Here is a 21,198-nt window from a genome sequence, read left to right on the forward strand (position 1 = left end):
AGGTCGTGCGGTTCTTTTAGTATGTAACTGTTTTGCTGCGGTATGCGCTAGAACGGAATATCGTCATCAAAGCTGTCGAAATCCGCAGCCGGTTGCGGAGCGGCCTGTTGTGGCGCTGGGCGCGACTCACGCTGTGGCTGCTGGCTTGGCTGCGGACGCGACTGCTGTGGACGCGGTGCCGAGTTGGACATGCCGCCCTGGCCCTGTTGGTCGCCCTGTGGACGGCCGCCGAGCAGTTGCATGGTGCCTTGCATGTCGACCACGATTTCAGTGGTGTAACGCTTGATGCCGTCTTTTTCCCACTCGCGGGTCTGCAGTTTGCCTTCGATGTAGACCTGAGAACCTTTGCGCAGGTATTCACCGGCGATCTCTGCCACTTTGCCGAACATCGACACACGGTGCCATTCGGTTTTCTCGACCTTCTGGCCGGTCTGCTTGTCGGTCCACTGTTCGCTGGTCGCCAGACTCAGGTTGGTCACGGCGTTACCGTTAGGCAAGTAGCGAACTTCGGGATCCTGGCCGCATGTACCGACCAATATGACTTTGTTAACCCCACGGGCCATAACGTTCTCCTAAGCTGGGCGCGCTGTCGGCACTGGGTTGACCAGTTGCTCGAGCGTCGCGCGATCCAATAATTCGGTGTCCAATTTGATGTAGATGGCGGCTTCTTCAGCAATAACCACAGCATCGGTAACCCCTGTAACGGCCTTAAGACGCTCGGCCAAGCCAGCTTCGCGTATCGCTTCAGGCGATAACGGCAAGCGCAGACTCGTCACATAGGGAGGTTCGCGCATGGTAACAGCAAAGGCTAGCCAGAGGGCAGCCAGACCTGCGCATCCGAGGAACACAACCGACAAACCGCCGTGCTGGAACATCCAGCCACCCATGATGCCGCCCAGTGCAGAGCCCAGGAACTGGCTGGTGGAATACACCCCCATCGCCGTGCCCTTGCCGCCGGCCGGTGAAACTTTACTGATCAGCGAAGGCAGCGAAGCCTCCAGCAGGTTGAACGCGGTGAAGAACACCACCGTACCGATTACCAGCGCCCGCAGGCTGTCGCCGAACTGCCAGAAGAATAGCTCAGTGAGCATCAGCGTCACGACGGCGCCGAGTAAAACTCGTTTCATTTTGCGTTTCTTCTCGCCATAGATGATGAACGGGATCATGGCGAAGAATGAAATCAGCAGCGCGGTCAGATAGACCCACCAGTGCTGTTCCTTGGGCAGCCCGGCTTTTTCCACCAGGGCCAGGGGCAAGGCAACGAAGCTGCTCATCAGCATCGCGTGCAATACAAAGATACCTAAATCCAGGCGCAGCAGGTCCGGGTGTTTGAGGGTCGGCAGCAGCGCCTGGCGCGCGACGCCGGATTCACGGTGCTGCAGAGTGCCGGTGGAACGCGGCACCATGAAGGCCACGATCACGATACCGAACAACGCCATGCCGCCGGTGGCCAGGAACAGCCCGTGCAAACCGAAGGCGCGGGTCAGCAACGGGCCGACCACCATCGCGACGGCGAACGACAGGCCGATGGTCATGCCGATCATGGCCATGGCCTTGGTGCGGTGTTGTTCGCGGGTCAGGTCCGACAGCAAGGCCATGACCGCTGCGGAAATCGCGCCAGCGCCCTGTAGGACACGCCCGGCGATCACGCCCCAGATCGAATCGGACTGGGCCGCGAGTACGCTGCCGAGGGCAAACACGATCAACCCGAGGTAGATCACCGGGCGGCGGCCGATGCGGTCGGAAATGATCCCGAACGGAATCTGGAAAATCGCCTGGGTCAGGCCATAAGCGCCAATGGCCAGGCCGATCAGGGCGGGGGTCGCGCCTGCGAGATCCATCCCGTAGGTCGCCAGCACCGGCAACACCATGAACATGCCAAGCATACGGAAGGCGAACACCAGGGCCAGACCGCTTGCTGCTCGGGTCTCGCCGCTACTCATGCGTTCGCTGTGGGGATCGTGCATGGAAAAACCTCGTGTGAACCGGCGGCGATTCTACCAGTCCCATCGATTGAGAGGGTATATGCGGCGGTTTGCCGCGCAGGTTTCATGTAAGGCTGCACCTGGCACCTTGACAGTGTATATTCATCCAGTCTTTAGCCGTATACTCCGGCATTATTTACGCCCGCCGTGCGAGGCCATCTTGGACAAGATCCTGATTCGTGGGGCTAGAACCCACAACCTGAAGAACATCGACCTGACCCTGCCCCGGGACAAACTGATCGTCATCACCGGTTTGTCCGGGTCCGGCAAATCGTCGCTGGCGTTCGACACGCTGTACGCCGAAGGCCAGCGGCGCTATGTCGAGTCGCTGTCGGCCTATGCCCGCCAGTTTCTGTCGATGATGGAAAAACCCGACGTCGACACCATCGAAGGCCTGTCGCCGGCAATTTCCATCGAGCAGAAGTCGACTTCCCACAACCCGCGCTCCACCGTGGGCACCATCACCGAGATCTACGACTACCTGCGCCTGCTGTATGCGCGCGTCGGTATCCCGCGCTGCCCGGACCACGACATCCCGCTGGAAGCCCAGACCGTCAGCCAGATGGTCGACCTGGTGCTGGCCCAGCCGGAAGGCGCCAAGCTGATGCTGCTGGCGCCGGTGATTCGCGAGCGCAAGGGTGAACACCTTTCAGTGTTTGAAGAACTGCGTGCGCAAGGTTTCGTGCGTGCGCGGATCAACGGCAAGCTGTACGAGCTGGACGAAGCGCCGAAGCTCGACAAGCAGAAGAAGCACTCGATCGATGTCGTGGTCGACCGCTTCAAAGTACGCGCCGACTTGCAGCAGCGCCTGGCGGAATCCTTCGAGACAGCCCTGAAGCTGGCGGACGGTATCGCCCTGGTCGCGCCGATGGACGACGAACCGGGCGAAGAGATCATCTTCTCCGCACGCTTTGCCTGCCCGATCTGTGGCCACGCCATCAGCGAGCTGGAACCCAAGCTGTTTTCCTTCAACAACCCGGCCGGCGCCTGCCCGACCTGCGATGGCCTGGGCGTGAAGCAGTTCTTCGACATCAAGCGCCTGGTCAATGGCGAGCTGACGCTGGCGGAAGGCGCGATACGCGGCTGGGACAGGCGTAACGTCTATTACTTCCAGATGCTCGGCTCATTGGCCTCGCACTATAAGTTCAGCCTGGAAGTACCGTTCAACCAACTGCCGGCGGATCAGCAGAAGGTCATTCTCAACGGCAGCGGCTCGCAGAACGTCGACTTCAAATACCTCAACGACCGTGGCGATATCGTCAAACGCTCGCATCCGTTCGAAGGCATCGTACCCAACCTCGAACGCCGCTACCGCGAGACCGAGTCGGCGAGCGTGCGGGAAGAACTGGCCAAGTTCCTCAGCACCCAGCCCTGCCCGGATTGCCGAGGCACCCGCCTGCGCCGTGAGGCGCGACACGTATGGGTTGGCGAGAAGACCCTGCCGGCGGTGACCAACCTGCCGATCGGCGACGCCTGTGAATATTTCGGCGTACTCAAGCTGACCGGACGCCGTGGGGAGATTGCCGACAAGATCCTCAAGGAGATTCGCGAGCGCCTGCAGTTCCTGGTCAACGTCGGCCTGGATTACCTGTCGCTGGACCGCAGCGCGGATACCTTGTCGGGCGGTGAAGCCCAGCGCATCCGCCTGGCCAGCCAGATCGGCGCCGGCCTGGTGGGCGTGTTGTATATCCTTGATGAGCCGTCGATTGGCTTGCACCAGCGCGACAACGATCGCCTCCTGGGCACGCTGAAACACCTGCGGGACATCGGCAACACGGTGATCGTGGTCGAGCACGACGAAGACGCGATTCGCCTGGCCGATTATGTGGTCGATATCGGCCCGGGGGCCGGCGTGCATGGTGGGCATATCGTCGCCCAAGGCACGCCTGCCGAGGTGATGGCTCATCCAGACTCGCTGACCGGCAAGTACCTGTCCGGGCGCGTGAGGATTGAAGTGCCGTCCAAGCGCACGCCACGCAACAAGAAGATGGCGTTGCACCTCAAGGGCGCGCGCGGCAACAACCTGCGCAATGTCGACCTGGAAATTCCGCTGGGTCTGCTGACCTGCGTGACCGGTGTTTCCGGCTCGGGCAAGTCGACGCTGATCAACAACACGCTGTTCCCGTTGAGCGCCACCGCCCTGAACGGCGCGACCACGCTGGAAGCGGCTGCGCACGACAGCATCAAGGGCCTGGAGCTCCTCGACAAAGTGGTCGATATCGACCAGAGCCCGATTGGCCGTACTCCCCGCTCCAACCCGGCGACCTATACCGGGCTGTTCACGCCCATTCGCGAGTTGTTCGCCGGCGTGCCGGAATCCCGCTCGCGGGGCTACGGGCCGGGCCGGTTCTCGTTCAACGTCAAGGGAGGGCGCTGCGAAGCGTGCCAGGGCGATGGCTTGATCAAGGTGGAGATGCACTTCCTGCCGGACATCTACGTGCCGTGCGATGTGTGCAAGAGCAAGCGCTACAACCGCGAAACCCTTGAGATCAAATACAAGGGCAAGAACATCCACGAAACCCTGGAGATGACCATCGAGGAAGCGCGGGTGTTCTTCGACGCGGTTCCGGCGTTGGCGCGCAAGCTGCAGACGCTGATGGATGTGGGCTTGTCGTACATCAAGCTGGGGCAATCGGCGACCACGCTGTCCGGTGGTGAAGCGCAACGGGTCAAGCTGTCCCGTGAGCTGTCCAAGCGCGACACCGGTAAAACCCTGTATATCCTCGATGAGCCGACCACGGGCCTGCACTTCGCGGACATTCAGCAATTGCTGGATGTGTTGCACCGCCTGCGTGACCACGGCAACACCGTGGTGGTGATCGAGCACAACCTGGATGTGATCAAGACCGCCGACTGGCTGGTCGACCTCGGGCCGGAAGGCGGTTCCAAGGGCGGTCAGATCATCGCGGTAGGTACGCCGGAGCAGGTCTCCGAGATGCCGCAATCGCACACGGGTTACTACTTGAAACCGTTGCTCGCGCGCGACCGGGCCTGATTTATCCGGCCCAATAAAAAGCCCCTGTCACTTCAACGGTGACAGGGGCTTTTTTACAGCCGGGAATCAGAACTGCGATTGCAGGTAATTCTCCAGGCCGACCAGCTTGATCAGGCCCAGCTGCTTTTCCAGCCAGTAGGTGTGATCTTCTTCGGTATCGGCCAACTGCACGCGCAGAATTTCACGAGTGACATAGTCGTTGTGCTGCTCGCACAGCTCGATGCCCTTGCAGAGCGCGGCACGGACCTTGTTCTCGAGGCGCAGGTCGGCGGCGAGCATCTCAGGCACCGTTGTGCCTACGTCCAAGTCGTCGGGACGCATGCGTGGCGTGCCTTCGAGCATCAGGATACGGCGCATCAGTGCGTCGGCGTGCTGGGTCTCTTCTTCCATCTCATGGTTGATACGCTCGTAGAGCTCGGTAAAGCCCCAGTCTTCGTACATACGCGAATGGATGAAATATTGGTCACGAGCCGCGAGTTCGCCCGTCAGCAACGTGTTGAGGTAATCGATTACGTCGGGGTGACCTTGCATCGCCCTACATCTCCCTGCTTGAAAGTCTTTAGTTTGAACCATGCTGACCCATAGGTCACGGAGCCAACGGCTGAAAAGTGAAGATTTCCTGAGAAAAGCAGCTGAATTAACGCAAAAACCGCCCAAATGAGGGCGGTTCTGCTTATCGTTTAGAGTCAGTTAATCGATACACCCAGCGCCTTTGCGATTGCTTCTCCATAAGCCGGATCGGCTTTGAAGAAGTGCTGCAACTGCCGCTGGACCACATCACTGGAAACCCCCGCCATGGCGCCGGCGATGTTGCCGGTGAGCAAGGCTTTCTGCTCATCGTTCATCAGGCGGAACAGCGCACCGGCGTGGCTGTAATAGTCGGTGTCTTCGCGGTGATCGTAACGATCCGCGGCACCGCTCAGGGCCAATGCGGGCTCGGCGTACTGTGGCGCTTGTTTCGGCGCGTCGGCGTAGCTGTTTGGCTCATAGTTGGGCGCCCCACCGCCGTTGCTGCCGAAGGCCATCGAGCCATCACGCTGGTAGCTGTTGACTGGGCTACGTGGGGCATTCACCGGCAGTTGCTGGTGGTTGGTGCCGATACGGTAGCGGTGGGCATCTGCGTAAGCGAAGACGCGACCTTGCAGCATGCGGTCCGGCGACAGGCCAACACCCGGGACCATGTTGCTCGGGCCGAACGCCGCTTGTTCCACTTCGGCGAAGTAGTTCTGCGGATTACGGTTGAGCTCCAGTTCACCGACTTCGATCAGCGGGAACTCCTTCTGCGACCAGGTTTTGGTCACGTCAAAGGGGTTCTCGTAATGTGCGTTGGCCTGGGCCTCGGTCATGATCTGAATGCAGACGCGCCATTTCGGGAAATCCCCGCGCTCGATCGCACCAAACAGATCGCGCTGTGCGTAATCAGGGTCGGTACCGGCCAAACGTGCCGCCTCGGCCGGTGCCAGGTTCTTGATGCCTTGCTTGGTCTTGTAGTGCCACTTCACCCAGTGCCGCTCGCCTTTGGCGTTGATCAAGCTGTAGGTGTGGCTACCGAAGCCGTGCATGTGGCGGTAACCGTCAGGGATACCACGGTCCGAAAACAGGATGGTGACCTGGTGCAGCGCCTCCGGGGAGTGCGACCAGAAATCCCACATCATCTGCGCGCTTTTCAGATTGCTTTGCGGCAGGCGTTTTTGAGTGTGGATGAAATCAGGGAACTTGAGTGGGTCGCGGATGAAGAACACCGGGGTGTTGTTACCGACGATGTCCCAGTTGCCTTCTTCGGTGTAGAACTTCAAGGCAAAGCCACGAGGGTCGCGCTCGGTATCCGCCGAACCACGTTCGCCACCGACCGTGGAGAAACGCAGAAAGGTCGGCGTTTGTTTACCAACGGCCTCGAACAGCTTGGCGCTGGTGTACTGAGTAATGTCCCGGGTAACGGTGAACGTGCCGTAAGCACCCGAACCTTTGGCGTGTACGCGACGCTCAGGGATGTTTTCGCGGTTGAAGTGAGCGAGCTTCTCGATCAGGTGAAAATCATCGAGCAACAACGGGCCACGCGGGCCGGCGGAACGGGAGTTCTGGTTATCCGCCACGGGAGCGCCGCTAGCGGTGGTAAGAATTTTGTTCTGGCTCATGTTCAATCTTCCTCAGGTCGGACTTGGAACTGCCGGCTAATCGGCTTGCAGTGAGTATTGATCATCAACATGACGTCTACAAATTCATTAAATTGTGGACATCAATAGAAAATTACTACCAATACACCCGACGCCCATAATGCCGCGGCCAGATCGATGCACGTTTGTATCCATGGCGCTTTTCTTACGCGCACAAAAAACCGGGCGCTAGGCCCGGTTCTTCGTTACAGACTGTCGTCTTACTCGGCGCTTACAGCTTCACCGGCAGTAGCACGATCAACCAACTCGACATACGCCATAGGCGCGTTGTCGCCAGCGCGGAAACCGCACTTGAGGATGCGCAGGTAGCCACCCTCACGGGTAGCGTAACGCTTGCCCAGGTCGTTGAAGAGCTTACCAACGATAGCTTTCGAACGAGTACGGTCGAAGGCCAGACGGCGGTTAGCCAGGCTGTCTGTCTTAGCCAAAGTGATCAGCGGCTCAGCAACGCGACGCAGTTCTTTAGCTTTCGGCAGTGTAGTTTTGATCAGCTCGTGCTCGAACAGCGACACCGCCATGTTTTGGAACATGGCCTTACGGTGCGAGCTGGTACGGCTCAGGTGACGTCCACTTTTACGATGACGCATGGTTCATTCCTTACCAAACTCACGTTCGGTGATTACGACGATCAGGCAGTCGCCTTGTCGTCCTTCTTAAGACTTGCAGGCGGCCAGTTGTCGAGGCGCATGCCGAGGGACAGACCGCGGGAGGCCAGAACGTCCTTGATTTCAGTCAAGGATTTCTTGCCCAGGTTCGGAGTCTTCAACAGTTCTACTTCGGTACGCTGAATCAGGTCGCCGATGTAGTAAATGTTTTCCGCCTTAAGGCAGTTAGCCGAACGTACAGTCAGTTCCAGATCGTCAACCGGGCGAAGCAGGATCGGATCGATCTCGTCTTCCTGCTCGATTACCACTGGTTCGCTGTCGCCTTTGAGGTCGACGAACGCAGCCAACTGCTGTTGCAGAATGGTTGCAGCGCGACGGATAGCCTCTTCAGGGTCCAGAGTACCGTTGGTTTCCAGATCAATAACCAGCTTGTCCAGGTTAGTACGCTGCTCGACACGGGCGTTTTCCACCACGTATGCGATGCGGCGAACCGGGCTGAACGAAGAGTCAAGCTGCAAGCGACCAATGCTGCGGCTTTCGTCTTCATCGCTCTGACGCGAGTCGGCCGGTTCATAACCACGACCACGAGCTACAGTGAGCTTCATGTTCAGGGCGCCGTTAGACGCCAGGTTAGCGATTACGTGATCGGGGTTAACGATCTCGACATCATGATCCAGCTGAATATCGGCAGCGGTAACCACCCCCGAACCCTTCTTCGACAAGGTCAGCGTAACTTCGTCACGGCCGTGCAGCTTGATAGCCAGACCTTTAAGGTTCAACAGGATTTCAATTACGTCTTCCTGTACACCTTCGATGGCGCTGTACTCGTGGAGCACACCGTCAATCTCGGCCTCGACTACTGCACAGCCGGGCATTGAGGACAACAGGATGCGGCGCAGCGCGTTGCCCAGGGTGTGGCCAAAACCACGCTCGAGAGGCTCGAGTGTGATTTTGGCGCGGGTTGGACTGACAACCTGCACATCAATGTGGCGGGGTGTCAGGAACTCATTTACCGAAATCTGCATGGATGCACCTATTTTCTAGCCCTTACTTGGAGTAGAGCTCGACAATCAGGCTTTCGTTGATGTCGGCGGACAGATCACTGCGAGCTGGAACGTTCTTGAAAACGCCCGACTTCTTCTCAGTGTCTACTTCTACCCATTCTACGCGGCCACGTTGGGCACACAGATCGAGAGCTTGGACAATGCGAAGTTGGTTTTTTGCTTTCTCGCGAACAGCGACCACGTCACCAGCACGAACCTGGTAGGACGGAACGTTTACGGTCTGGCCGTTAACGCTGATCGACTTGTGCGATACCAGCTGACGGGATTCGGCACGAGTAGAACCAAAGCCCATACGGTATACAACGTTGTCCAGACGGCATTCGAGCAGTTGCAGCAGGTTTTCACCGGTTGCACCTTTCTTGCCAGCAGCTTCTTTGTAGTAGCCGCTGAACTGACGCTCGAGAACGCCGTAGATACGACGGACCTTCTGCTTTTCACGCAGTTGGGTGCCGTAATCGGACTGGCGACCGCGGCGTTGGCCGTGGATACCAGGTGCTGCTTCAATGTTGCACTTCGATTCGATCGCGCGCACGCCGCTCTTCAGGAAGAGATCGGTGCCTTCGCGACGAGCGAGTTTGCATTTTGGACCAATGTAACGAGCCATTCTTTACAATCTCCTGGATTACACGCGGCGCTTCTTCGGCGGACGGCACCCGTTGTGCGGGATTGGCGTCACGTCGGTGATGCTGGCGATCTTATAGCCACAGCCGTTCAAAGCACGGACAGCGGACTCACGACCTGGACCTGGACCTTTGACGTTAACGTCGAGGTTTTTCAGGCCGTATTCCAGCGCAGCTTGACCAGCACGTTCAGCAGCTACTTGAGCAGCAAACGGGGTGGACTTGCGGGAACCGCGGAAACCCGAACCACCGGAGGTAGCCCAAGAAAGCGCGTTACCTTGACGGTCGGTGATGGTCACGATGGTGTTGTTAAAAGAAGCATGGATGTGGGCGATGCCATCAACCACTGTCTTTTTAACTTTTTTACGAGGACGAGCAGCAGGTTTTGCCATGATAATTTTCCTGTCGATTCGCGGGGGCGATTACTTGCGGATCGGCTTACGCGGACCTTTACGGGTACGCGCGTTAGTCTTGGTACGCTGACCGCGTACTGGAAGACCACGACGATGACGCAGACCGCGATAGCAACCGAGGTCCATCAAACGCTTGATTTTCATGTTGATTTCGCGACGCAGGTCACCTTCAGTGGTGAACTTCGCCACTTCGCCACGCAGCAATTCAACCTGCTCGTCGCTCAGATCCTTGATCTTAGCGGCTGGGTTTACCCCAGCGACCGCGCAAATTTTCTGCGCAGTAGTGCGACCAACACCATAGATGTAGGTCAGCGAGATAACAGTGTGCTTGTTATCTGGAATGTTAACGCCTGCAATACGGGCCATTCAGTGGGACTCCAATTGACAGCTACCTACGCCCCGGAAGCCAAGAAATAGGGCGCGAGATAATATCGCTGTAATAACAAATAATCAACCCGGCAGCGCACTAGCTGCCGGGCTTCAAGCGGATCACACTCAGCCTTGGCGCTGTTTGTGACGCGGTTCCGCGCTGCAAATTACTCGAACAACACCTTCGCGGCGAATAATCTTGCAGTTACGGCACAGCTTTTTCACCGATGCACGAACTTTCATCACCAACTCCTCGAACCTTATGGGTACTCAGCGCAACATGCCGCTGCCGTAACCCTTCAGGTTGGCTTTCTTCATCAGGGATTCGTACTGGTGCGAAACGAGGTGCGATTGTACTTGGGACATGAAGTCCATCACAACCACGACCACGATCAGCAACGAGGTCCCGCCAAGGTAGAACGGAACGTTTGCTGCAACCACCAGGAACTGGGGCAACAAGCACACGGCCGTCATATATAGAGCACCGAACAGGGTCAAACGAGTCAGAACGCCATCAATGTAGCGTGCAGACTGCTCACCTGGACGGATGCCCGGAATAAAGGCACCGGACTTCTTCAGGTTTTCCGCTACGTCTTTCGGATTGAACATCAACGCCGTATAGAAGAAGCAGAAGAAAATAATCCCTGCACTAAACAGCAGAATATTCAACGGCTGACCAGGAGCGATCGACTGAGAGAGGTCCTGCAGCCAGCCCATGTTTTCAGACTGACCAAACCAGGTACCCAACGAAGCCGGAAACAGCAAGATGCTGCTCGCGAAAATCGCCGGAATAACACCGGCCATATTCACTTTCAGCGGCAAGTGGCTGGTCTGCGCAGCAAAGACCTTACGGCCCTGCTGACGCTTGGCGTAGTGAACAGCAATACGACGCTGGCCACGCTCAATGAACACCACAAAACCGATAATCGCTACTGCCAGCAAACCGATGGCAACCAGGGCGAAAATGTTGATATCACCCTGACGTGCAGACTCGAAAGACTGCCCGATCGCTCTCGGAAGACCGGCGACGATACCTGCGAAAATCAACATCGAGATACCGTTACCAACACCACGCTCAGTAATCTGCTCACCCAGCCACATCATGAACATCGCACCAGCCACAAACGTGGATACCGCGACGAAATGGAAGCCAAAGTCACCAGTGAACGCAACACCCTGCCCCGCCAGGCCAACGGACATGCCGATAGCTTGAACCAGGGCGAGGATGACAGTGCCGTAGCGGGTGTACTGGCTAATCTTGCGACGGCCAGCTTCACCTTCCTTCTTCAACTGCTCCAGCTGCGGGCTGACGGCGGTCATCAGTTGCATGATGATCGATGCCGAAATGTACGGCATGATCCCCAGTGCAAAAATGCTCATCCGTTCCAGCGCGCCGCCGGAAAACATGTTGAACAAGCTAAGAATGGTCCCCTCATTCTGTCGAAACAGGTCTGCGAGTCGGTCCGGGTTGATACCTGGAACCGGGATGTGTGCGCCTATTCGGTAGACGATAATCGCCAGGAACAGAAAACGCAGACGAGCCCAAAGTTCAGACATACCGCCTTTGCCGAGCGCTGAGAGAGCACCTTGCTTAGCCATTTATTCCTCGAACTTGCCGCCAGCTGCTTCGATAGCCGAACGCGCACCTTTGGTGGCGCCGATTCCCTTGCCGATAGTGACAGCGCGAGTCACTTCACCGGACAGCATGATTTTCACACGCTGTACGTTGACGTTGATCACGTTGGCATCTTTCAGGGTCTGCACAGTAACGATGTCGCCTTCCACTTTAGCCAGCTCGGACAGACGCACTTCTGCGCGGTCCATGGCCTTCAGGGATACGAAACCGAACTTAGGCAGGCGACGATGCAGCGGCTGTTGACCGCCTTCAAAGCCTGGAGCAATGGTGCCACCGGAGCGGGAGGTTTGACCTTTGTGGCCACGGCCACCAGTCTTACCCAAACCGCTACCGATACCACGGCCCGGACGATGCTTTTCGCGACGGGAACCCGGCGCTGGACTCAGATCATTGAGTTTCATCGATTAACCCTCGACACGCAGCATGTAGTAAGCCTTGTTGATCATCCCGCGATTCTCGGGAGTATCCTGGACTTCTACAGTGTGACCGATGCGACGCAGACCCAAACCCTTAACGCACAATTTGTGGTTAGGGATGCGGCCGGTCATGCTTTTGATCAGCGTTACTTTAACGGTAGCCATGATCAGAAGATCTCCTTGACGCTTTTGCCACGCTTGGCGGCAATGGATTCAGGAGACTGCATTGCTTTCAAACCCTTGAAAGTGGCGTGAACCACGTTTACTGGGTTAGTCGAGCCGTAGCACTTGGCCAGAACGTTCTGAACGCCAGCAACTTCGAGGACAGCACGCATAGCGCCGCCAGCGATGATACCGGTACCTTCAGAAGCAGGCTGCATGTACACCTTCGAAGCGCCATGGGCGGACTTCATTGCGTACTGCAGAGTGGTGCCGTTCAGATCAACTTGGATCATGTTGCGACGAGCAGCTTCCATTGCCTTCTGGATCGCAGCAGGCACTTCACGTGACTTGCCACGGCCGAAGCCAACGCGCCCTTTACCATCACCCACCACGGTCAACGCGGTGAAAGTGAAGATACGGCCGCCTTTAACGGTTTTGGCTACGCGGTTAACTTGAACCAGCTTCTCAATGTAGCCTTCGTCGCGCTTTTGGTCGTTATTTGACATAACTTAGAACTCCAGCCCAGCTTCACGAGCAGCATCAGCCAGCGCCTTGACGCGACCGTGATACTTGAAGCCAGAGCGGTCGAAAGCCACCTGCGAGACGCCAGCGGCTTTAGCACGCGTAGCGACCAGCTGGCCAACCTTAGTGGCCGCGTCGATGTTGCCGGTGGCACCATCACGCAGTTCTTTATCCAAAGTCGAGGCGCTTGCCAGGACTTTGTTGCCGTCGGCCGAGATGACCTGGGCGTAGATGTGCTGCGACGAGCGGAACACGCAGAGACGCACGACTTCGAGTTCGTGCATTTTCAGGCGTGCTTTGCGAGCGCGACGCAGTCGAGTAACTTTTTTGTCGGTCATTTGCTATGCCCTACTTCTTCTTGGCTTCTTTACGACGGACGACTTCGTCCGCGTAGCGCACACCTTTGCCTTTGTACGGCTCTGGTGGACGGAAGTCGCGGATCTCAGCGGCCACCTGACCTACCAGCTGCTTATCGATGCCCTTGATCAGGATATCGGTTTGGCTAGGGGTCTCAGCGGTGATGCCTTCCGGCAGTTCGTAATCCACTGGGTGCGAGAAGCCAAGGGCCAGGTTCAAAACCGTGCCTTTTGCTTGCGCTTTGTAACCAACACCGACCAGCTGGAGCTTACGCTCGAAGCCTTGGCTTACGCCTTGGACCATGTTGTTTACCAACGCACGCGTGGTACCGGCCATTGCGCGAGTTTGTTGATCGCCATTGCGAGCAGCGAAACGCAGCTCACCAGCTTCTTCAACGATCTCAACGGACGAATGGATGTTCAGTTCAAGAGTACCCTTGGCACCCTTCACCGAAAGCTGTTGGCCTGCGAATTTTACTTCGACACCGGCTGGCAGCTTAACGGGGTTCTTAGCGACGCGAGACATGCTTATCCCCCCTTAGAACACAGTGCAAAGAACTTCGCCGCCGACACCGGCAGCGCGCGCAGCACGATCCGTCATCACACCTTTGTTGGTGGAGACGATAGACACGCCAAGACCGCCACGAACTTTCGGCAGATCTTCAACGGACTTGTACTGACGCAGGCCTGGACGGCTAACGCGCTTCACTTCCTCGATGACCGGACGGCCTTCGAAGTACTTCAGCTCGATGGACAGCAGTGGTTTGATTTCGCTGCTGATCTGATAACCCGCAATGTAGCCTTCGTCTTTCAGGACTTTGGCAACAGCTACCTTCAACGTGGAAGATGGCATGCTTACGACGGACTTTTCAGCCATCTGGGCATTACGGATACGAGTTAGCATGTCCGCTAACGGGTCCTGCATACTCATGGGCTAGACGCTCCTAATACAAAAAAATTAGCCTTGCGGCTACATATGTCGCTGAGTATCTCCGGGCATAGAAAACACGGGCTCAGGCGAGCCGGGTATTCTAGACACACTCCGGAAATGAAACAAGCCCCAAAAGGGGCTTGTTCCAGATTCAAGGTACCGGCGGTCAGTATCTTGCGATTCAGACCGTCCGGACTTTGAAAGTACTTACCAGCTGGCTTTAACCAGACCTGGTACGTCACCACGCATTGCCGCTTCACGCAGTTTGTTACGGCCGAGGCCGAACTTGCGGTAAACGCCGTGTGGACGACCGGTCAGGCGGCAGCGGTTACGCATGCGCGAGGCGCTTGCGTCACGTGGCTGCTTCTGCAGAGCTACTGTGGCTTCCCAACGTGCTTCTGGACTTGCGTTCAGATCAACGATGATTGCTTTCAGTGCTGCACGCTTCTTGGCGTACTTGGCAACCGTGAGCTGACGTTTCAGCTCGCGGTTTTTCATGCTCATCTTGGCCATGGTCCTACTCCAATCAGTTGCGGAACGGGAATTTGAAAGCACGCAACAGGGCGCGACCTTCATCATCGTTCTTGGCAGTGGTGGTCAGGGTGATGTCCAGACCGCGGAGAGCATCGATCTTGTCGTAGTCGATTTCCGGGAAGATGATCTGCTCTTTCACGCCCATGCTGTAGTTACCACGACCATCGAAGGACTTGGCATTCAGGCCGCGGAAGTCGCGGACCCGAGGCAGGGAGATCGACAGCAGACGATCCAGGAATTCGTACATACGCTCACGGCGCAGAGTCACTTTGACGCCGATCGGCCAACCTTCACGGACTTTAAAGCCAGCGATGGATTTCCGAGCGTAAGTCACAACGACTTTTTGACCGGTGATCTTTTCCAGGTCAGCAACAGCGTGCTCGATGACTTTTTTGTCGCCGATCGCTTCGCCCAGACCCATGTTCAGGGTGATTTTGGTAACGCGCGGAACTTCCATCACGTTCCCGAGCTTAAGTTCTTCCTTAAGCTTGGGGGCGATTTCCTTCCGGTAAATCTCTTGTAGTCGTGCCATGGTCTTATCTACCTAGCAGTGTTCAAGCATCAACCGCTTTTTGGGTCGACTTGAAGACACGAATTTTCTTACCGTCTTCTACTTTGAAACCAACGCGGTCAGCCTTGTTGGTTTCGCCGTTGAAGATGGCGACGTTAGAAGCGTGCAGTGGCGCTTCTTTCTCGACGATACCGCCTTGTACGCCCGACATAGGGTTAGGCTTGGTATGACGCTTGACCAGGTTCAGACCACCGACGACCAGACGGTCGTCAGCGAGAACCTTCAGCACCTTACCGCGCTTACCTTTGTCTTTGCCGGCGATCACGATGATCTCGTCGTCACGACGAATCTTTTGCATGTCGGATCTCCTTACAGCACTTCTGGGGCGAGCGAGACGATCTTCATGAACTTCTCAGTACGAAGTTCACGGGTCACTGGCCCAAAGATACGGGTGCCGATCGGCTCTTGCTTGTTGTTCAGAAGAACAGCAGCGTTGCCATCAAAGCGGATAATGGAGCCATCTGCACGGCGAACGCCGTGACGAGTGCGGACTACAACAGCAGTCATCACTTGGCCTTTTTTCACTTTACCGCGAGGAATTGCTTCCTTCACGGTAACTTTGATGATGTCACCGATACCAGCGTAACGACGATGGGAGCCACCCAGCACCTTGATGCACATAACACGGCGAGCGCCGCTGTTATCGGCCACATCGAGCATGGATTGAGTCTGAATCATATAATTTCTCCGACCCCTAGTCCTTAGACTTCCACAGCGCGTTCGAGAACATCAACCAGTGCCCAAGACTTGGTCTTGGCCAGCGGACGAGTTTCACGAATAGTGACTTTGTCGCCGATGTGGCACTGGTTGGTTTCGTCGTGCGCGTGCAGCTTAGTCGAACGCTTAACATATTTACCGTAGATCGGGTGCTTAACGCGACGCTCGATCAAAACGGTGATGGTTTTGTCCATCTTGTCGCTGACAACACGGCCAGTCAGCGTACGGACAGTCTTTTCGGCTTCAGCCATGATCACTTACCTGCCTGCTGGTTGAGCACAGTCTTCACGCGAGCGATGTCACGCTTAACTTGCGAGAGCAGATGAGACTGCCCCAACTGGCCAGTTGCTTTCTGCATGCGCAGATTGAACTGGTCGCGCAGCAGGCCGAGCAGTTGCTCGTTCAGCTGCTGTGCGGATTTTTCACGAAGTTCATTCGCTTTCATCACATCACCGTCCGTTTAACAAAGGCGGTGGCGAGCGGCAGCTTTGCAGCAGCCAGGGCAAAAGCCTCACGCGCCAGCTCTTCAGTTACACCCTCGATTTCATACAGGACTTTGCCTGGCTGAATCTGGGCTACCCAGTATTCCACGTTACCCTTACCTTTACCCATCCGAACTTCGAGGGGCTTTTTGGAGATCGGCTTGTCCGGGAATACACGGATCCAGATCTTGCCGCCACGTTTTACGTGACGGGTCAGAGCACGACGCGCTGACTCGATCTGACGAGCGGTGAGACGACCACGAGCTACAGACTTCAGCGCGAATTCGCCGAAGCTGACTTTGCTACCGCGCTGAGCCAGACCACGGTTGTGGCCTGTCATCTGCTTGCGGAACTTCGTACGCTTTGGTTGCAACATTTGGCGTACCCCTTACTTAGCAGCTTTTTTACGAGGCGCTGGTGCTTGTGGTTTCAGTTCTTCTTGGCGACCACCAATTACTTCGCCTTTGAAGATCCAAACCTTTACACCGATCACACCATAAGTGGTGTGAGCTTCGTAGTTGGCATAGTCGATGTCGGCACGCAGGGTGTGCAGTGGCACACGACCTTCGCGATACCATTCAGTACGTGCGATTTCAGCACCGCCGAGACGACCGCTCACTTGGATTTTGATGCCTTTGGCACCAATACGCATGGCGTTCTGTACGGCGCGCTTCATAGCGCGACGGAACATGACGCGACGCTCCAGCTGCTGAGCTACGCTCTGCGCAACCAGCATACCGTCGAGCTCCGGCTTGCGGATCTCTTCGATATTGATGTGCACAGGCACACCCATTTGCTTGGTCAGGTCCTGACGCAGTTTCTCAACATCTTCACCTTTCTTCCCGATAACGATACCTGGACGAGCGGTGTGGATGGTGATACGTGCAGTTTGTGCCGGACGATGGATATCGATACGGCTTACGGACGCGCTTTTTAGTTTGTCTTGGAGATACTCACGCACCTTCAGATCAGCGAACAAATAGTCCGCATAAGTCCGACCGTCTGCGTACCAGACGGAGGTGTGCTCCTTGACGATTCCCAGGCGAATGCCAATGGGATGTACTTTCTGACCCATCTCTTCGACTCCGTTACTTGTCAGCAACCTTGACAGTGATATGGCAAGACCGCTTGACGATGCGATCAGCACGGCCTTTGGCACGCGGCATGATACGCTTCAGCGAACGCCCTTCGTTGACGAAAACGGTGCTGACCTTCAGGTCATCAACGTCTGCGCCTTCGTTATGCTCGGCGTTGGCTACGGCCGACTCCAGCACTTTCTTCATGATCTCGGCGGCTTTCTTACTGCTGAAAGCCAACAGGTTGAGCGCTTCGCCCACCTTCTTCCCGCGGATCTGGTCGGCGACCAAGCGGGCTTTCTGGGCGGAGATTCGAGCGCCCGACAACTTAGCGGCTACTTCCATTTCCTTACCCCTTAACGCTTGGCTTTCTTGTCTGCCACGTGCCCACGATAAGTGCGGGTACCGGCAAACTCGCCTAGTTTGTGGCCGACCATGTCTTCGTTAACGAGAACTGGGACGTGTTGACGACCGTTGTGTACTGCGATGGTCAGACCGACCATTTGTGGCAGGATCATCGAACGACGCGACCAGGTCTTAACTGGTTTGCGATCGTTCTTTTCCGCCGCCACTTCGATCTTCTTCAGTAGGTGAAGATCAATAAAAGGACCTTTTTTCAGAGAACGTGGCACTGTCGTATCCCTCTATTTACTTGCGACGACGGACGATCATTTTGTCGGTACGCTTATTACCACGAGTCTTCGCGCCCTTAGTCGGGAAGCCCCATGGCGATACCGGATGACGACCACCAGAGGTACGACCTTCACCACCACCGTGTGGGTGGTCAACCGGGTTCATGGCAACACCACGAACGGTTGGGCGAACGCCACGCCAGCGTTTGGCACCAGCTTTACCCAGCGAACGCAGGCTGTGCTCGGAGTTCGAGACTTCACCCAGGGTCGCGCGGCATTCAGCCAGCACTTTACGCATCTCACCAGAACGCAGACGCAGGGTCACGTAGACACCTTCACGAGCGATCAGCTGAGCCGAAGCACCAGCGGAACGAGCGATTTGCGCGCCTTTACCTGGCTTCAATTCGATGCCGTGTACGGTGCTACCAACTGGAATGTTACGCAGTTGCAGAGCGTTGCCCGGCTTGATCGGTGCCAGAGCACCTGCGATCAGCTGGTCACCAGCACTCACGCCTTTAGGGGCGATGATGTAGCGACGCTCGCCATCTGCGTACAGCAGCAGAGCGATGTGAGCAGTACGGTTTGGATCGTATTCGATACGCTCGACAGTGGCAGCGATGCCATCTTTGTCGTTGCGACGGAAGTCGACCAGACGATAATGCTGTTTATGGCCACCACCGATGTGACGAGTGGTAATGCGACCATTGTTGTTACGACCACCAGTCTTCGATTTCTTCTCGAGCAGCGGTGCGTGAGGAGCGCCTTTATGCAGCTCCTGGTTGACCACCTTGACCACAAAACGGCGGCCAGGGGAAGTCGGTTTGCATTTAACGATTGCCATGATGCACCCCTTCCTTACTCAGCACTGCTGCTGAAATCGAGATCTTGGCCTGGCTGAAGGGAGATAACTGCCTTCTTCCAGTCATTACGCTTGCCCAGACCGCGAGCAGTGCGCTTGCTCTTACCCAGAACATTCAGGGTAGTAACACGCTCTACTTTCACGCTGAACAGGCTTTCGACGGCCTTCTTGATTTCCAGCTTGGTTGCGTCAGTTGCAACCTTGAAAACGAACTGGCCTTTCTTGTCAGCCAGAACCGTAGCCTTTTCGGAAACGTGCGGGCCAAGCAGAACTTTAAATACGCGTTCCTGGTTCATCCCAGCAGCTCCTCGAATTTCTTCACGGCCGACACGGTGATCAACACCTTGTCGTATGCGATCAGACTAACTGGATCGGAACCTTGCACGTCACGTACATCAACGTGTGGCAGGTTGCGAGCAGCCAGGTACAGGTTCTGATCAACAGCTTCAGACACGATCAAGACGTCAGTCAGGCCCATGCCGTTCAGCTTGTTCAGCAGATCTTTGGTTTTCGGTGCTTCAACAGCGAAGTCCTGAACCACGACCAGACGATCAGTACGCACGAGTTCAGCAAGGATGGAGCGCAGTGCTGCGCGGTACATCTTCTTGTTGAGCTTCTGAGTGTGATCCTGCGGACGAGCTGCGAAAGTGGTACCGCCGCCGCGCCAGATTGGGCTACGGATAGTACCGGCACGAGCACGACCAGTACCTTTCTGACGCCAAGGGCGCTTACCGCCACCACGAACGTCGGAACGGGTCTTTTGCTGCTTGCTACCTTGACGGCCGCCGGCCATGTAGGCCACGACTGCTTGGTGAACGAGCGTCTCGTTGAATTCGCCGCCAAATGTCAGTTCGGAAACTTCGATCGCTTGAGCGTCATTTACATTTAATTGCATGTCAGCTTCCCCTTAACCGCGAGCCTTGGCCGCTGGACGTACAACCAGGTTGCCGCCAGTAGCGCCAGGAACAGCACCCTTGACCAACAACAGATTGCGTTCAGCGTCGACGCGCACTACTTCGAGGGACTGCACGGTCACGCGCTCAGCGCCCATATGACCGGACATTTTTTTGCCCTTGAATACACGACCAGGAGTCTGGCACTGGCCAATAGAGCCCGGGACGCGGTGGGAAACGGAGTTACCGTGAGTGTTGTCTTGGCCACGGAAATTCCAACGCTTGATCGTACCCTGGAAGCCTTTACCCTTGGACTGACCGGTTACATCAACCAGTTGACCAGCGGCGAAGATTTCAGCGTTGATCAGATCGCCAGCCTGGTAGTCGCCTTCTTCAAGACGGAACTCCATAACAGTGCGACCAGCTGCAACGTTTGCTTTAGCGAAGTGACCTGCTTGAGCAGCAGTCACGCGCGAAGCACGACGCTCGCCGACAGTGACTTGCACTGCACGATAGCCATCGGTTTCTTCAGTTTTGAACTGGGTGACGCGATTCGGTTCGATCTCAATGACCGTGACCGGAATGGAGACACCTTCTTCGGTGAAAATACGGGTCATACCGCATTTACGACCGACTACACCAATAGTCATGTTGTAAACCTCATGAGTGTACGGGGCTTTCACCCGCTATGGCCGCCCATTTCAGAGCGTTACACGACTAAGACCCAAGTCTTAGCCGAGGCTGATCTGTACTTCCACACCGGCCGCCAGATCAAGCTTCATAAGTGCATCAACGGTTTTATCCGTTGGCTGGACGATGTCCAGTACGCGCTTATGAGTACGGATCTCGTACTGGTCACGCGCGTCTTTGTTGACGTGCGGGGAGACCAGAACGGTGAACCGCTCTTTACGGGTAGGCAGTGGAATTGGACCACGCACTTGAGCACCAGTACGTTTCGCGGTTTCCACGATTTCCTGGGTGGATTGGTCGATCAGGCGATGGTCAAAAGCCTTCAACCTGATACGGATTTGCTGATTTTGCATTGGATTTCAGACTCCGGCTGCTATTCCCAGCGAGCGCAATACGCCCGTTAAAAGGAGGCGCAATTCTATAGACGCCCCAGATAGGTGTCAACCCAATAAAAAAAGCCCCCGCTGAGCGGGGGCTTTTTCAAAACCTCGAAGCT

General features: G+C 56.4%; 33 protein-coding genes. 1 reads left to right on the forward strand and 32 read right to left on the reverse strand.

Annotation, left to right across the window (positions count from 1 at the left end; all coding sequences use genetic code 11):
* Window positions 1-47: 47 nt before the first annotated feature.
* A complete protein-coding gene (locus tag MOQ67_RS28400) occupies window positions 48-563 on the reverse strand; it encodes a single-stranded DNA-binding protein (protein WP_017849542.1) in 516 nt (171 codons plus the stop codon).
* Window positions 564-572: 9 nt separating this feature from the next.
* Window positions 573-1,967: an MFS transporter gene (locus tag MOQ67_RS28405; RefSeq protein WP_017849543.1), complete on the reverse strand. Its 1,395-nt coding sequence runs from the start codon at window positions 1,965-1,967 to the stop codon at window positions 573-575.
* A 178-nt stretch (window positions 1,968-2,145) separates the two neighbouring features.
* Here MOQ67_RS28405 and uvrA point away from each other — a divergent pair, with 178 nt between their 5' ends.
* A complete protein-coding gene (gene uvrA / locus MOQ67_RS28410) occupies window positions 2,146-4,980 on the forward strand; it encodes an excinuclease ABC subunit UvrA (RefSeq protein ID WP_017849544.1) in 2,835 nt (944 codons plus the stop codon).
* Between the two features lie 66 nt (window positions 4,981-5,046).
* On the opposite strand, the gene bfr is transcribed toward uvrA, so the two are convergent.
* From bfr to rpsJ, 30 genes are all read right to left on the reverse strand, one after another.
* Entirely contained in the window at window positions 5,047-5,511 is a 465-nt protein-coding gene (bfr, locus tag MOQ67_RS28415; protein WP_017848805.1) for a bacterioferritin, read from the reverse strand.
* A 155-nt stretch (window positions 5,512-5,666) separates the two neighbouring features.
* Window positions 5,667-7,115 (reverse strand): catalase, encoded by a 1,449-nt coding sequence (locus tag MOQ67_RS28420; RefSeq protein WP_017848804.1) that lies wholly within the window; start codon window positions 7,113-7,115, stop codon window positions 5,667-5,669.
* 239 nt (window positions 7,116-7,354) lie between these two features.
* Window positions 7,355-7,741 (reverse strand): 50S ribosomal protein L17, encoded by a 387-nt coding sequence (rplQ, locus tag MOQ67_RS28425; RefSeq protein WP_003176402.1) that lies wholly within the window; start codon window positions 7,739-7,741, stop codon window positions 7,355-7,357.
* 41 nt (window positions 7,742-7,782) lie between these two features.
* Window positions 7,783-8,784, reverse strand: coding sequence for a DNA-directed RNA polymerase subunit alpha (locus MOQ67_RS28430; protein WP_003176403.1), 1,002 nt, complete (start codon window positions 8,782-8,784; stop codon window positions 7,783-7,785).
* 22 nt (window positions 8,785-8,806) lie between these two features.
* The gene (rpsD, locus tag MOQ67_RS28435; protein WP_003176404.1) at window positions 8,807-9,427 is read right to left on the reverse strand and encodes a 30S ribosomal protein S4; all 621 of its coding nucleotides are present in this window, start codon (window positions 9,425-9,427) and stop codon (window positions 8,807-8,809) included.
* A gap of 18 nt (window positions 9,428-9,445) precedes the next feature.
* Window positions 9,446-9,835: a 30S ribosomal protein S11 gene (rpsK, locus tag MOQ67_RS28440; RefSeq protein ID WP_002555466.1), complete on the reverse strand. Its 390-nt coding sequence runs from the start codon at window positions 9,833-9,835 to the stop codon at window positions 9,446-9,448.
* Window positions 9,836-9,865: 30 nt separating this feature from the next.
* Window positions 9,866-10,222, reverse strand: coding sequence for a 30S ribosomal protein S13 (gene rpsM / locus MOQ67_RS28445; RefSeq protein ID WP_017848803.1), 357 nt, complete (start codon window positions 10,220-10,222; stop codon window positions 9,866-9,868).
* Between the two features lie 129 nt (window positions 10,223-10,351).
* On the reverse strand, window positions 10,352-10,468 hold the full coding sequence (gene rpmJ / locus MOQ67_RS28450; protein WP_002555468.1) for a 50S ribosomal protein L36: 117 nt from the start codon (window positions 10,466-10,468) through the stop codon (window positions 10,352-10,354).
* A 27-nt stretch (window positions 10,469-10,495) separates the two neighbouring features.
* Window positions 10,496-11,824, reverse strand: a complete 1,329-nt coding sequence (gene secY / locus MOQ67_RS28455; protein ID WP_003176406.1) for a preprotein translocase subunit SecY — start codon at window positions 11,822-11,824, stop codon at window positions 10,496-10,498.
* The gene (gene rplO, locus MOQ67_RS28460; protein WP_003176407.1) at window positions 11,825-12,262 is read right to left on the reverse strand and encodes a 50S ribosomal protein L15; all 438 of its coding nucleotides are present in this window, start codon (window positions 12,260-12,262) and stop codon (window positions 11,825-11,827) included.
* Window positions 12,263-12,265: 3 nt separating this feature from the next.
* Window positions 12,266-12,442, reverse strand: coding sequence for a 50S ribosomal protein L30 (gene rpmD, locus MOQ67_RS28465; RefSeq protein WP_003176408.1), 177 nt, complete (start codon window positions 12,440-12,442; stop codon window positions 12,266-12,268).
* A 2-nt stretch (window positions 12,443-12,444) separates the two neighbouring features.
* Window positions 12,445-12,945 (reverse strand): 30S ribosomal protein S5, encoded by a 501-nt coding sequence (rpsE, locus tag MOQ67_RS28470; protein WP_003186035.1) that lies wholly within the window; start codon window positions 12,943-12,945, stop codon window positions 12,445-12,447.
* Window positions 12,946-12,948: 3 nt separating this feature from the next.
* Window positions 12,949-13,299: a 50S ribosomal protein L18 gene (rplR, locus tag MOQ67_RS28475; protein ID WP_003186037.1), complete on the reverse strand. Its 351-nt coding sequence runs from the start codon at window positions 13,297-13,299 to the stop codon at window positions 12,949-12,951.
* A 10-nt stretch (window positions 13,300-13,309) separates the two neighbouring features.
* Window positions 13,310-13,843, reverse strand: a complete 534-nt coding sequence (gene rplF, locus MOQ67_RS28480) for a 50S ribosomal protein L6 (RefSeq protein WP_003176412.1) — start codon at window positions 13,841-13,843, stop codon at window positions 13,310-13,312.
* Window positions 13,844-13,855: 12 nt separating this feature from the next.
* Window positions 13,856-14,248, reverse strand: a complete 393-nt coding sequence (gene rpsH, locus MOQ67_RS28485; protein ID WP_017848802.1) for a 30S ribosomal protein S8 — start codon at window positions 14,246-14,248, stop codon at window positions 13,856-13,858.
* A gap of 207 nt (window positions 14,249-14,455) precedes the next feature.
* The gene (gene rpsN, locus MOQ67_RS28490; RefSeq protein WP_003176414.1) at window positions 14,456-14,761 is read right to left on the reverse strand and encodes a 30S ribosomal protein S14; all 306 of its coding nucleotides are present in this window, start codon (window positions 14,759-14,761) and stop codon (window positions 14,456-14,458) included.
* Window positions 14,762-14,774: 13 nt separating this feature from the next.
* Entirely contained in the window at window positions 14,775-15,314 is a 540-nt protein-coding gene (gene rplE / locus MOQ67_RS28495; protein WP_003194642.1) for a 50S ribosomal protein L5, read from the reverse strand.
* A gap of 22 nt (window positions 15,315-15,336) precedes the next feature.
* Entirely contained in the window at window positions 15,337-15,651 is a 315-nt protein-coding gene (gene rplX, locus MOQ67_RS28500; protein WP_007896770.1) for a 50S ribosomal protein L24, read from the reverse strand.
* Between the two features lie 11 nt (window positions 15,652-15,662).
* Window positions 15,663-16,031 carry a 50S ribosomal protein L14 gene (gene rplN, locus MOQ67_RS28505; RefSeq protein ID WP_002555479.1) on the reverse strand — a complete coding sequence of 123 codons (369 nt, stop codon included), beginning with the start codon at window positions 16,029-16,031 and terminating at the stop codon, window positions 15,663-15,665.
* A gap of 23 nt (window positions 16,032-16,054) precedes the next feature.
* Window positions 16,055-16,321, reverse strand: a complete 267-nt coding sequence (gene rpsQ / locus MOQ67_RS28510) for a 30S ribosomal protein S17 (protein WP_003176419.1) — start codon at window positions 16,319-16,321, stop codon at window positions 16,055-16,057.
* Window positions 16,322-16,323: 2 nt separating this feature from the next.
* On the reverse strand, window positions 16,324-16,515 hold the full coding sequence (gene rpmC, locus MOQ67_RS28515) for a 50S ribosomal protein L29 (RefSeq protein WP_002555481.1): 192 nt from the start codon (window positions 16,513-16,515) through the stop codon (window positions 16,324-16,326).
* Entirely contained in the window at window positions 16,515-16,928 is a 414-nt protein-coding gene (gene rplP / locus MOQ67_RS28520) for a 50S ribosomal protein L16 (RefSeq protein WP_003232424.1), read from the reverse strand. Before rplP ends, rpmC begins: the two co-directional genes overlap by 1 nt.
* Before the next feature lie 12 nt (window positions 16,929-16,940).
* Window positions 16,941-17,627: a 30S ribosomal protein S3 gene (gene rpsC / locus MOQ67_RS28525; RefSeq protein WP_003176422.1), complete on the reverse strand. Its 687-nt coding sequence runs from the start codon at window positions 17,625-17,627 to the stop codon at window positions 16,941-16,943.
* Between the two features lie 13 nt (window positions 17,628-17,640).
* Window positions 17,641-17,973: a 50S ribosomal protein L22 gene (gene rplV / locus MOQ67_RS28530; protein WP_003103908.1), complete on the reverse strand. Its 333-nt coding sequence runs from the start codon at window positions 17,971-17,973 to the stop codon at window positions 17,641-17,643.
* Window positions 17,974-17,984: 11 nt separating this feature from the next.
* A complete protein-coding gene (gene rpsS / locus MOQ67_RS28535) occupies window positions 17,985-18,260 on the reverse strand; it encodes a 30S ribosomal protein S19 (RefSeq protein WP_002555486.1) in 276 nt (91 codons plus the stop codon).
* A gap of 16 nt (window positions 18,261-18,276) precedes the next feature.
* A complete protein-coding gene (gene rplB, locus MOQ67_RS28540; RefSeq protein WP_003210080.1) occupies window positions 18,277-19,101 on the reverse strand; it encodes a 50S ribosomal protein L2 in 825 nt (274 codons plus the stop codon).
* 14 nt (window positions 19,102-19,115) lie between these two features.
* Window positions 19,116-19,415: a 50S ribosomal protein L23 gene (rplW, locus tag MOQ67_RS28545; protein WP_002555488.1), complete on the reverse strand. Its 300-nt coding sequence runs from the start codon at window positions 19,413-19,415 to the stop codon at window positions 19,116-19,118.
* Window positions 19,412-20,014, reverse strand: coding sequence for a 50S ribosomal protein L4 (gene rplD / locus MOQ67_RS28550; RefSeq protein WP_003210082.1), 603 nt, complete (start codon window positions 20,012-20,014; stop codon window positions 19,412-19,414). Before rplD ends, rplW begins: the two co-directional genes overlap by 4 nt.
* A gap of 12 nt (window positions 20,015-20,026) precedes the next feature.
* Complete coding sequence (rplC, locus tag MOQ67_RS28555) at window positions 20,027-20,662, reverse strand: 50S ribosomal protein L3 (RefSeq protein ID WP_007253310.1); 636 nt, start codon at window positions 20,660-20,662, stop codon at window positions 20,027-20,029.
* A gap of 81 nt (window positions 20,663-20,743) precedes the next feature.
* Entirely contained in the window at window positions 20,744-21,055 is a 312-nt protein-coding gene (gene rpsJ / locus MOQ67_RS28560) for a 30S ribosomal protein S10 (protein WP_003186070.1), read from the reverse strand.
* Window positions 21,056-21,198: the final 143 nt, after the last annotated feature.

It is taken from the genome of Pseudomonas sp. LY-1 (assembly GCF_053502595.1).

Excerpts from the sequence above, each read along its gene's own strand:
- rpsN (WP_003176414.1), bottom strand. The coding sequence starts at position 14,761 with ATGGCCAAGATGAGCATGAAAAACCGCGAGCTGAAACGTCAGCTCACG.
- rplV (WP_003103908.1), bottom strand. The coding sequence starts at position 17,973 with ATGGAAGTAGCCGCTAAGTTGTCGGGCGCTCGAATCTCCGCCCAGAAA.
- rplQ (WP_003176402.1), bottom strand. The coding sequence starts at position 7,741 with ATGCGTCATCGTAAAAGTGGACGTCACCTGAGCCGTACCAGCTCGCAC.
- rplB (WP_003210080.1), bottom strand. The coding sequence starts at position 19,101 with ATGGCAATCGTTAAATGCAAACCGACTTCCCCTGGCCGCCGTTTTGTG.
- MOQ67_RS28420 (WP_017848804.1), bottom strand. The coding sequence starts at position 7,115 with ATGAGCCAGAACAAAATTCTTACCACCGCTAGCGGCGCTCCCGTGGCG.
- rplX (WP_007896770.1), bottom strand. The coding sequence starts at position 15,651 with ATGCAAAAGATTCGTCGTGACGACGAGATCATCGTGATCGCCGGCAAA.
- rplR (WP_003186037.1), bottom strand. The coding sequence starts at position 13,299 with ATGACCGACAAAAAAGTTACTCGACTGCGTCGCGCTCGCAAAGCACGC.
- bfr (WP_017848805.1), bottom strand. The coding sequence starts at position 5,511 with ATGCAAGGTCACCCCGACGTAATCGATTACCTCAACACGTTGCTGACG.
- rpsK (WP_002555466.1), bottom strand. The coding sequence starts at position 9,835 with ATGGCAAAACCTGCTGCTCGTCCTCGTAAAAAAGTTAAAAAGACAGTG.
- rpmD (WP_003176408.1), bottom strand. The coding sequence starts at position 12,442 with ATGGCTACCGTTAAAGTAACGCTGATCAAAAGCATGACCGGCCGCATC.
- rplP (WP_003232424.1), bottom strand. The coding sequence starts at position 16,928 with ATGTTGCAACCAAAGCGTACGAAGTTCCGCAAGCAGATGACAGGCCAC.
- rplO (WP_003176407.1), bottom strand. The coding sequence starts at position 12,262 with ATGAAACTCAATGATCTGAGTCCAGCGCCGGGTTCCCGTCGCGAAAAG.
- rpsD (WP_003176404.1), bottom strand. The coding sequence starts at position 9,427 with ATGGCTCGTTACATTGGTCCAAAATGCAAACTCGCTCGTCGCGAAGGC.
- rpsE (WP_003186035.1), bottom strand. The coding sequence starts at position 12,945 with ATGTCAAATAACGACCAAAAGCGCGACGAAGGCTACATTGAGAAGCTG.
- rpsJ (WP_003186070.1), bottom strand. The coding sequence starts at position 21,055 with ATGCAAAATCAGCAAATCCGTATCAGGTTGAAGGCTTTTGACCATCGC.
- rpsM (WP_017848803.1), bottom strand. The coding sequence starts at position 10,222 with ATGGCCCGTATTGCAGGCGTTAACATTCCAGATAACAAGCACACTGTT.
- MOQ67_RS28400 (WP_017849542.1), bottom strand. The coding sequence starts at position 563 with ATGGCCCGTGGGGTTAACAAAGTCATATTGGTCGGTACATGCGGCCAG.
- rpmC (WP_002555481.1), bottom strand. The coding sequence starts at position 16,515 with ATGAAAGCGAATGAACTTCGTGAAAAATCCGCACAGCAGCTGAACGAG.
- MOQ67_RS28405 (WP_017849543.1), bottom strand. The coding sequence starts at position 1,967 with ATGCACGATCCCCACAGCGAACGCATGAGTAGCGGCGAGACCCGAGCA.
- rplN (WP_002555479.1), bottom strand. The coding sequence starts at position 16,031 with ATGATTCAGACTCAATCCATGCTCGATGTGGCCGATAACAGCGGCGCT.
- rplC (WP_007253310.1), bottom strand. The coding sequence starts at position 20,662 with ATGACTATTGGTGTAGTCGGTCGTAAATGCGGTATGACCCGTATTTTC.
- rpsC (WP_003176422.1), bottom strand. The coding sequence starts at position 17,627 with ATGGGTCAGAAAGTACATCCCATTGGCATTCGCCTGGGAATCGTCAAG.
- secY (WP_003176406.1), bottom strand. The coding sequence starts at position 11,824 with ATGGCTAAGCAAGGTGCTCTCTCAGCGCTCGGCAAAGGCGGTATGTCT.
- rplE (WP_003194642.1), bottom strand. The coding sequence starts at position 15,314 with ATGGCACGACTACAAGAGATTTACCGGAAGGAAATCGCCCCCAAGCTT.
- rplW (WP_002555488.1), bottom strand. The coding sequence starts at position 19,415 with ATGAACCAGGAACGCGTATTTAAAGTTCTGCTTGGCCCGCACGTTTCC.
- rpsQ (WP_003176419.1), bottom strand. The coding sequence starts at position 16,321 with ATGGCTGAAGCCGAAAAGACTGTCCGTACGCTGACTGGCCGTGTTGTC.
- rpmJ (WP_002555468.1), bottom strand. The coding sequence starts at position 10,468 with ATGAAAGTTCGTGCATCGGTGAAAAAGCTGTGCCGTAACTGCAAGATT.
- rpsH (WP_017848802.1), bottom strand. The coding sequence starts at position 14,248 with ATGAGTATGCAGGACCCGTTAGCGGACATGCTAACTCGTATCCGTAAT.
- rplD (WP_003210082.1), bottom strand. The coding sequence starts at position 20,014 with ATGCAATTAAATGTAAATGACGCTCAAGCGATCGAAGTTTCCGAACTG.
- rplF (WP_003176412.1), bottom strand. The coding sequence starts at position 13,843 with ATGTCTCGCGTCGCTAAGAACCCCGTTAAGCTGCCAGCCGGTGTCGAA.
- MOQ67_RS28430 (WP_003176403.1), bottom strand. The coding sequence starts at position 8,784 with ATGCAGATTTCGGTAAATGAGTTCCTGACACCCCGCCACATTGATGTG.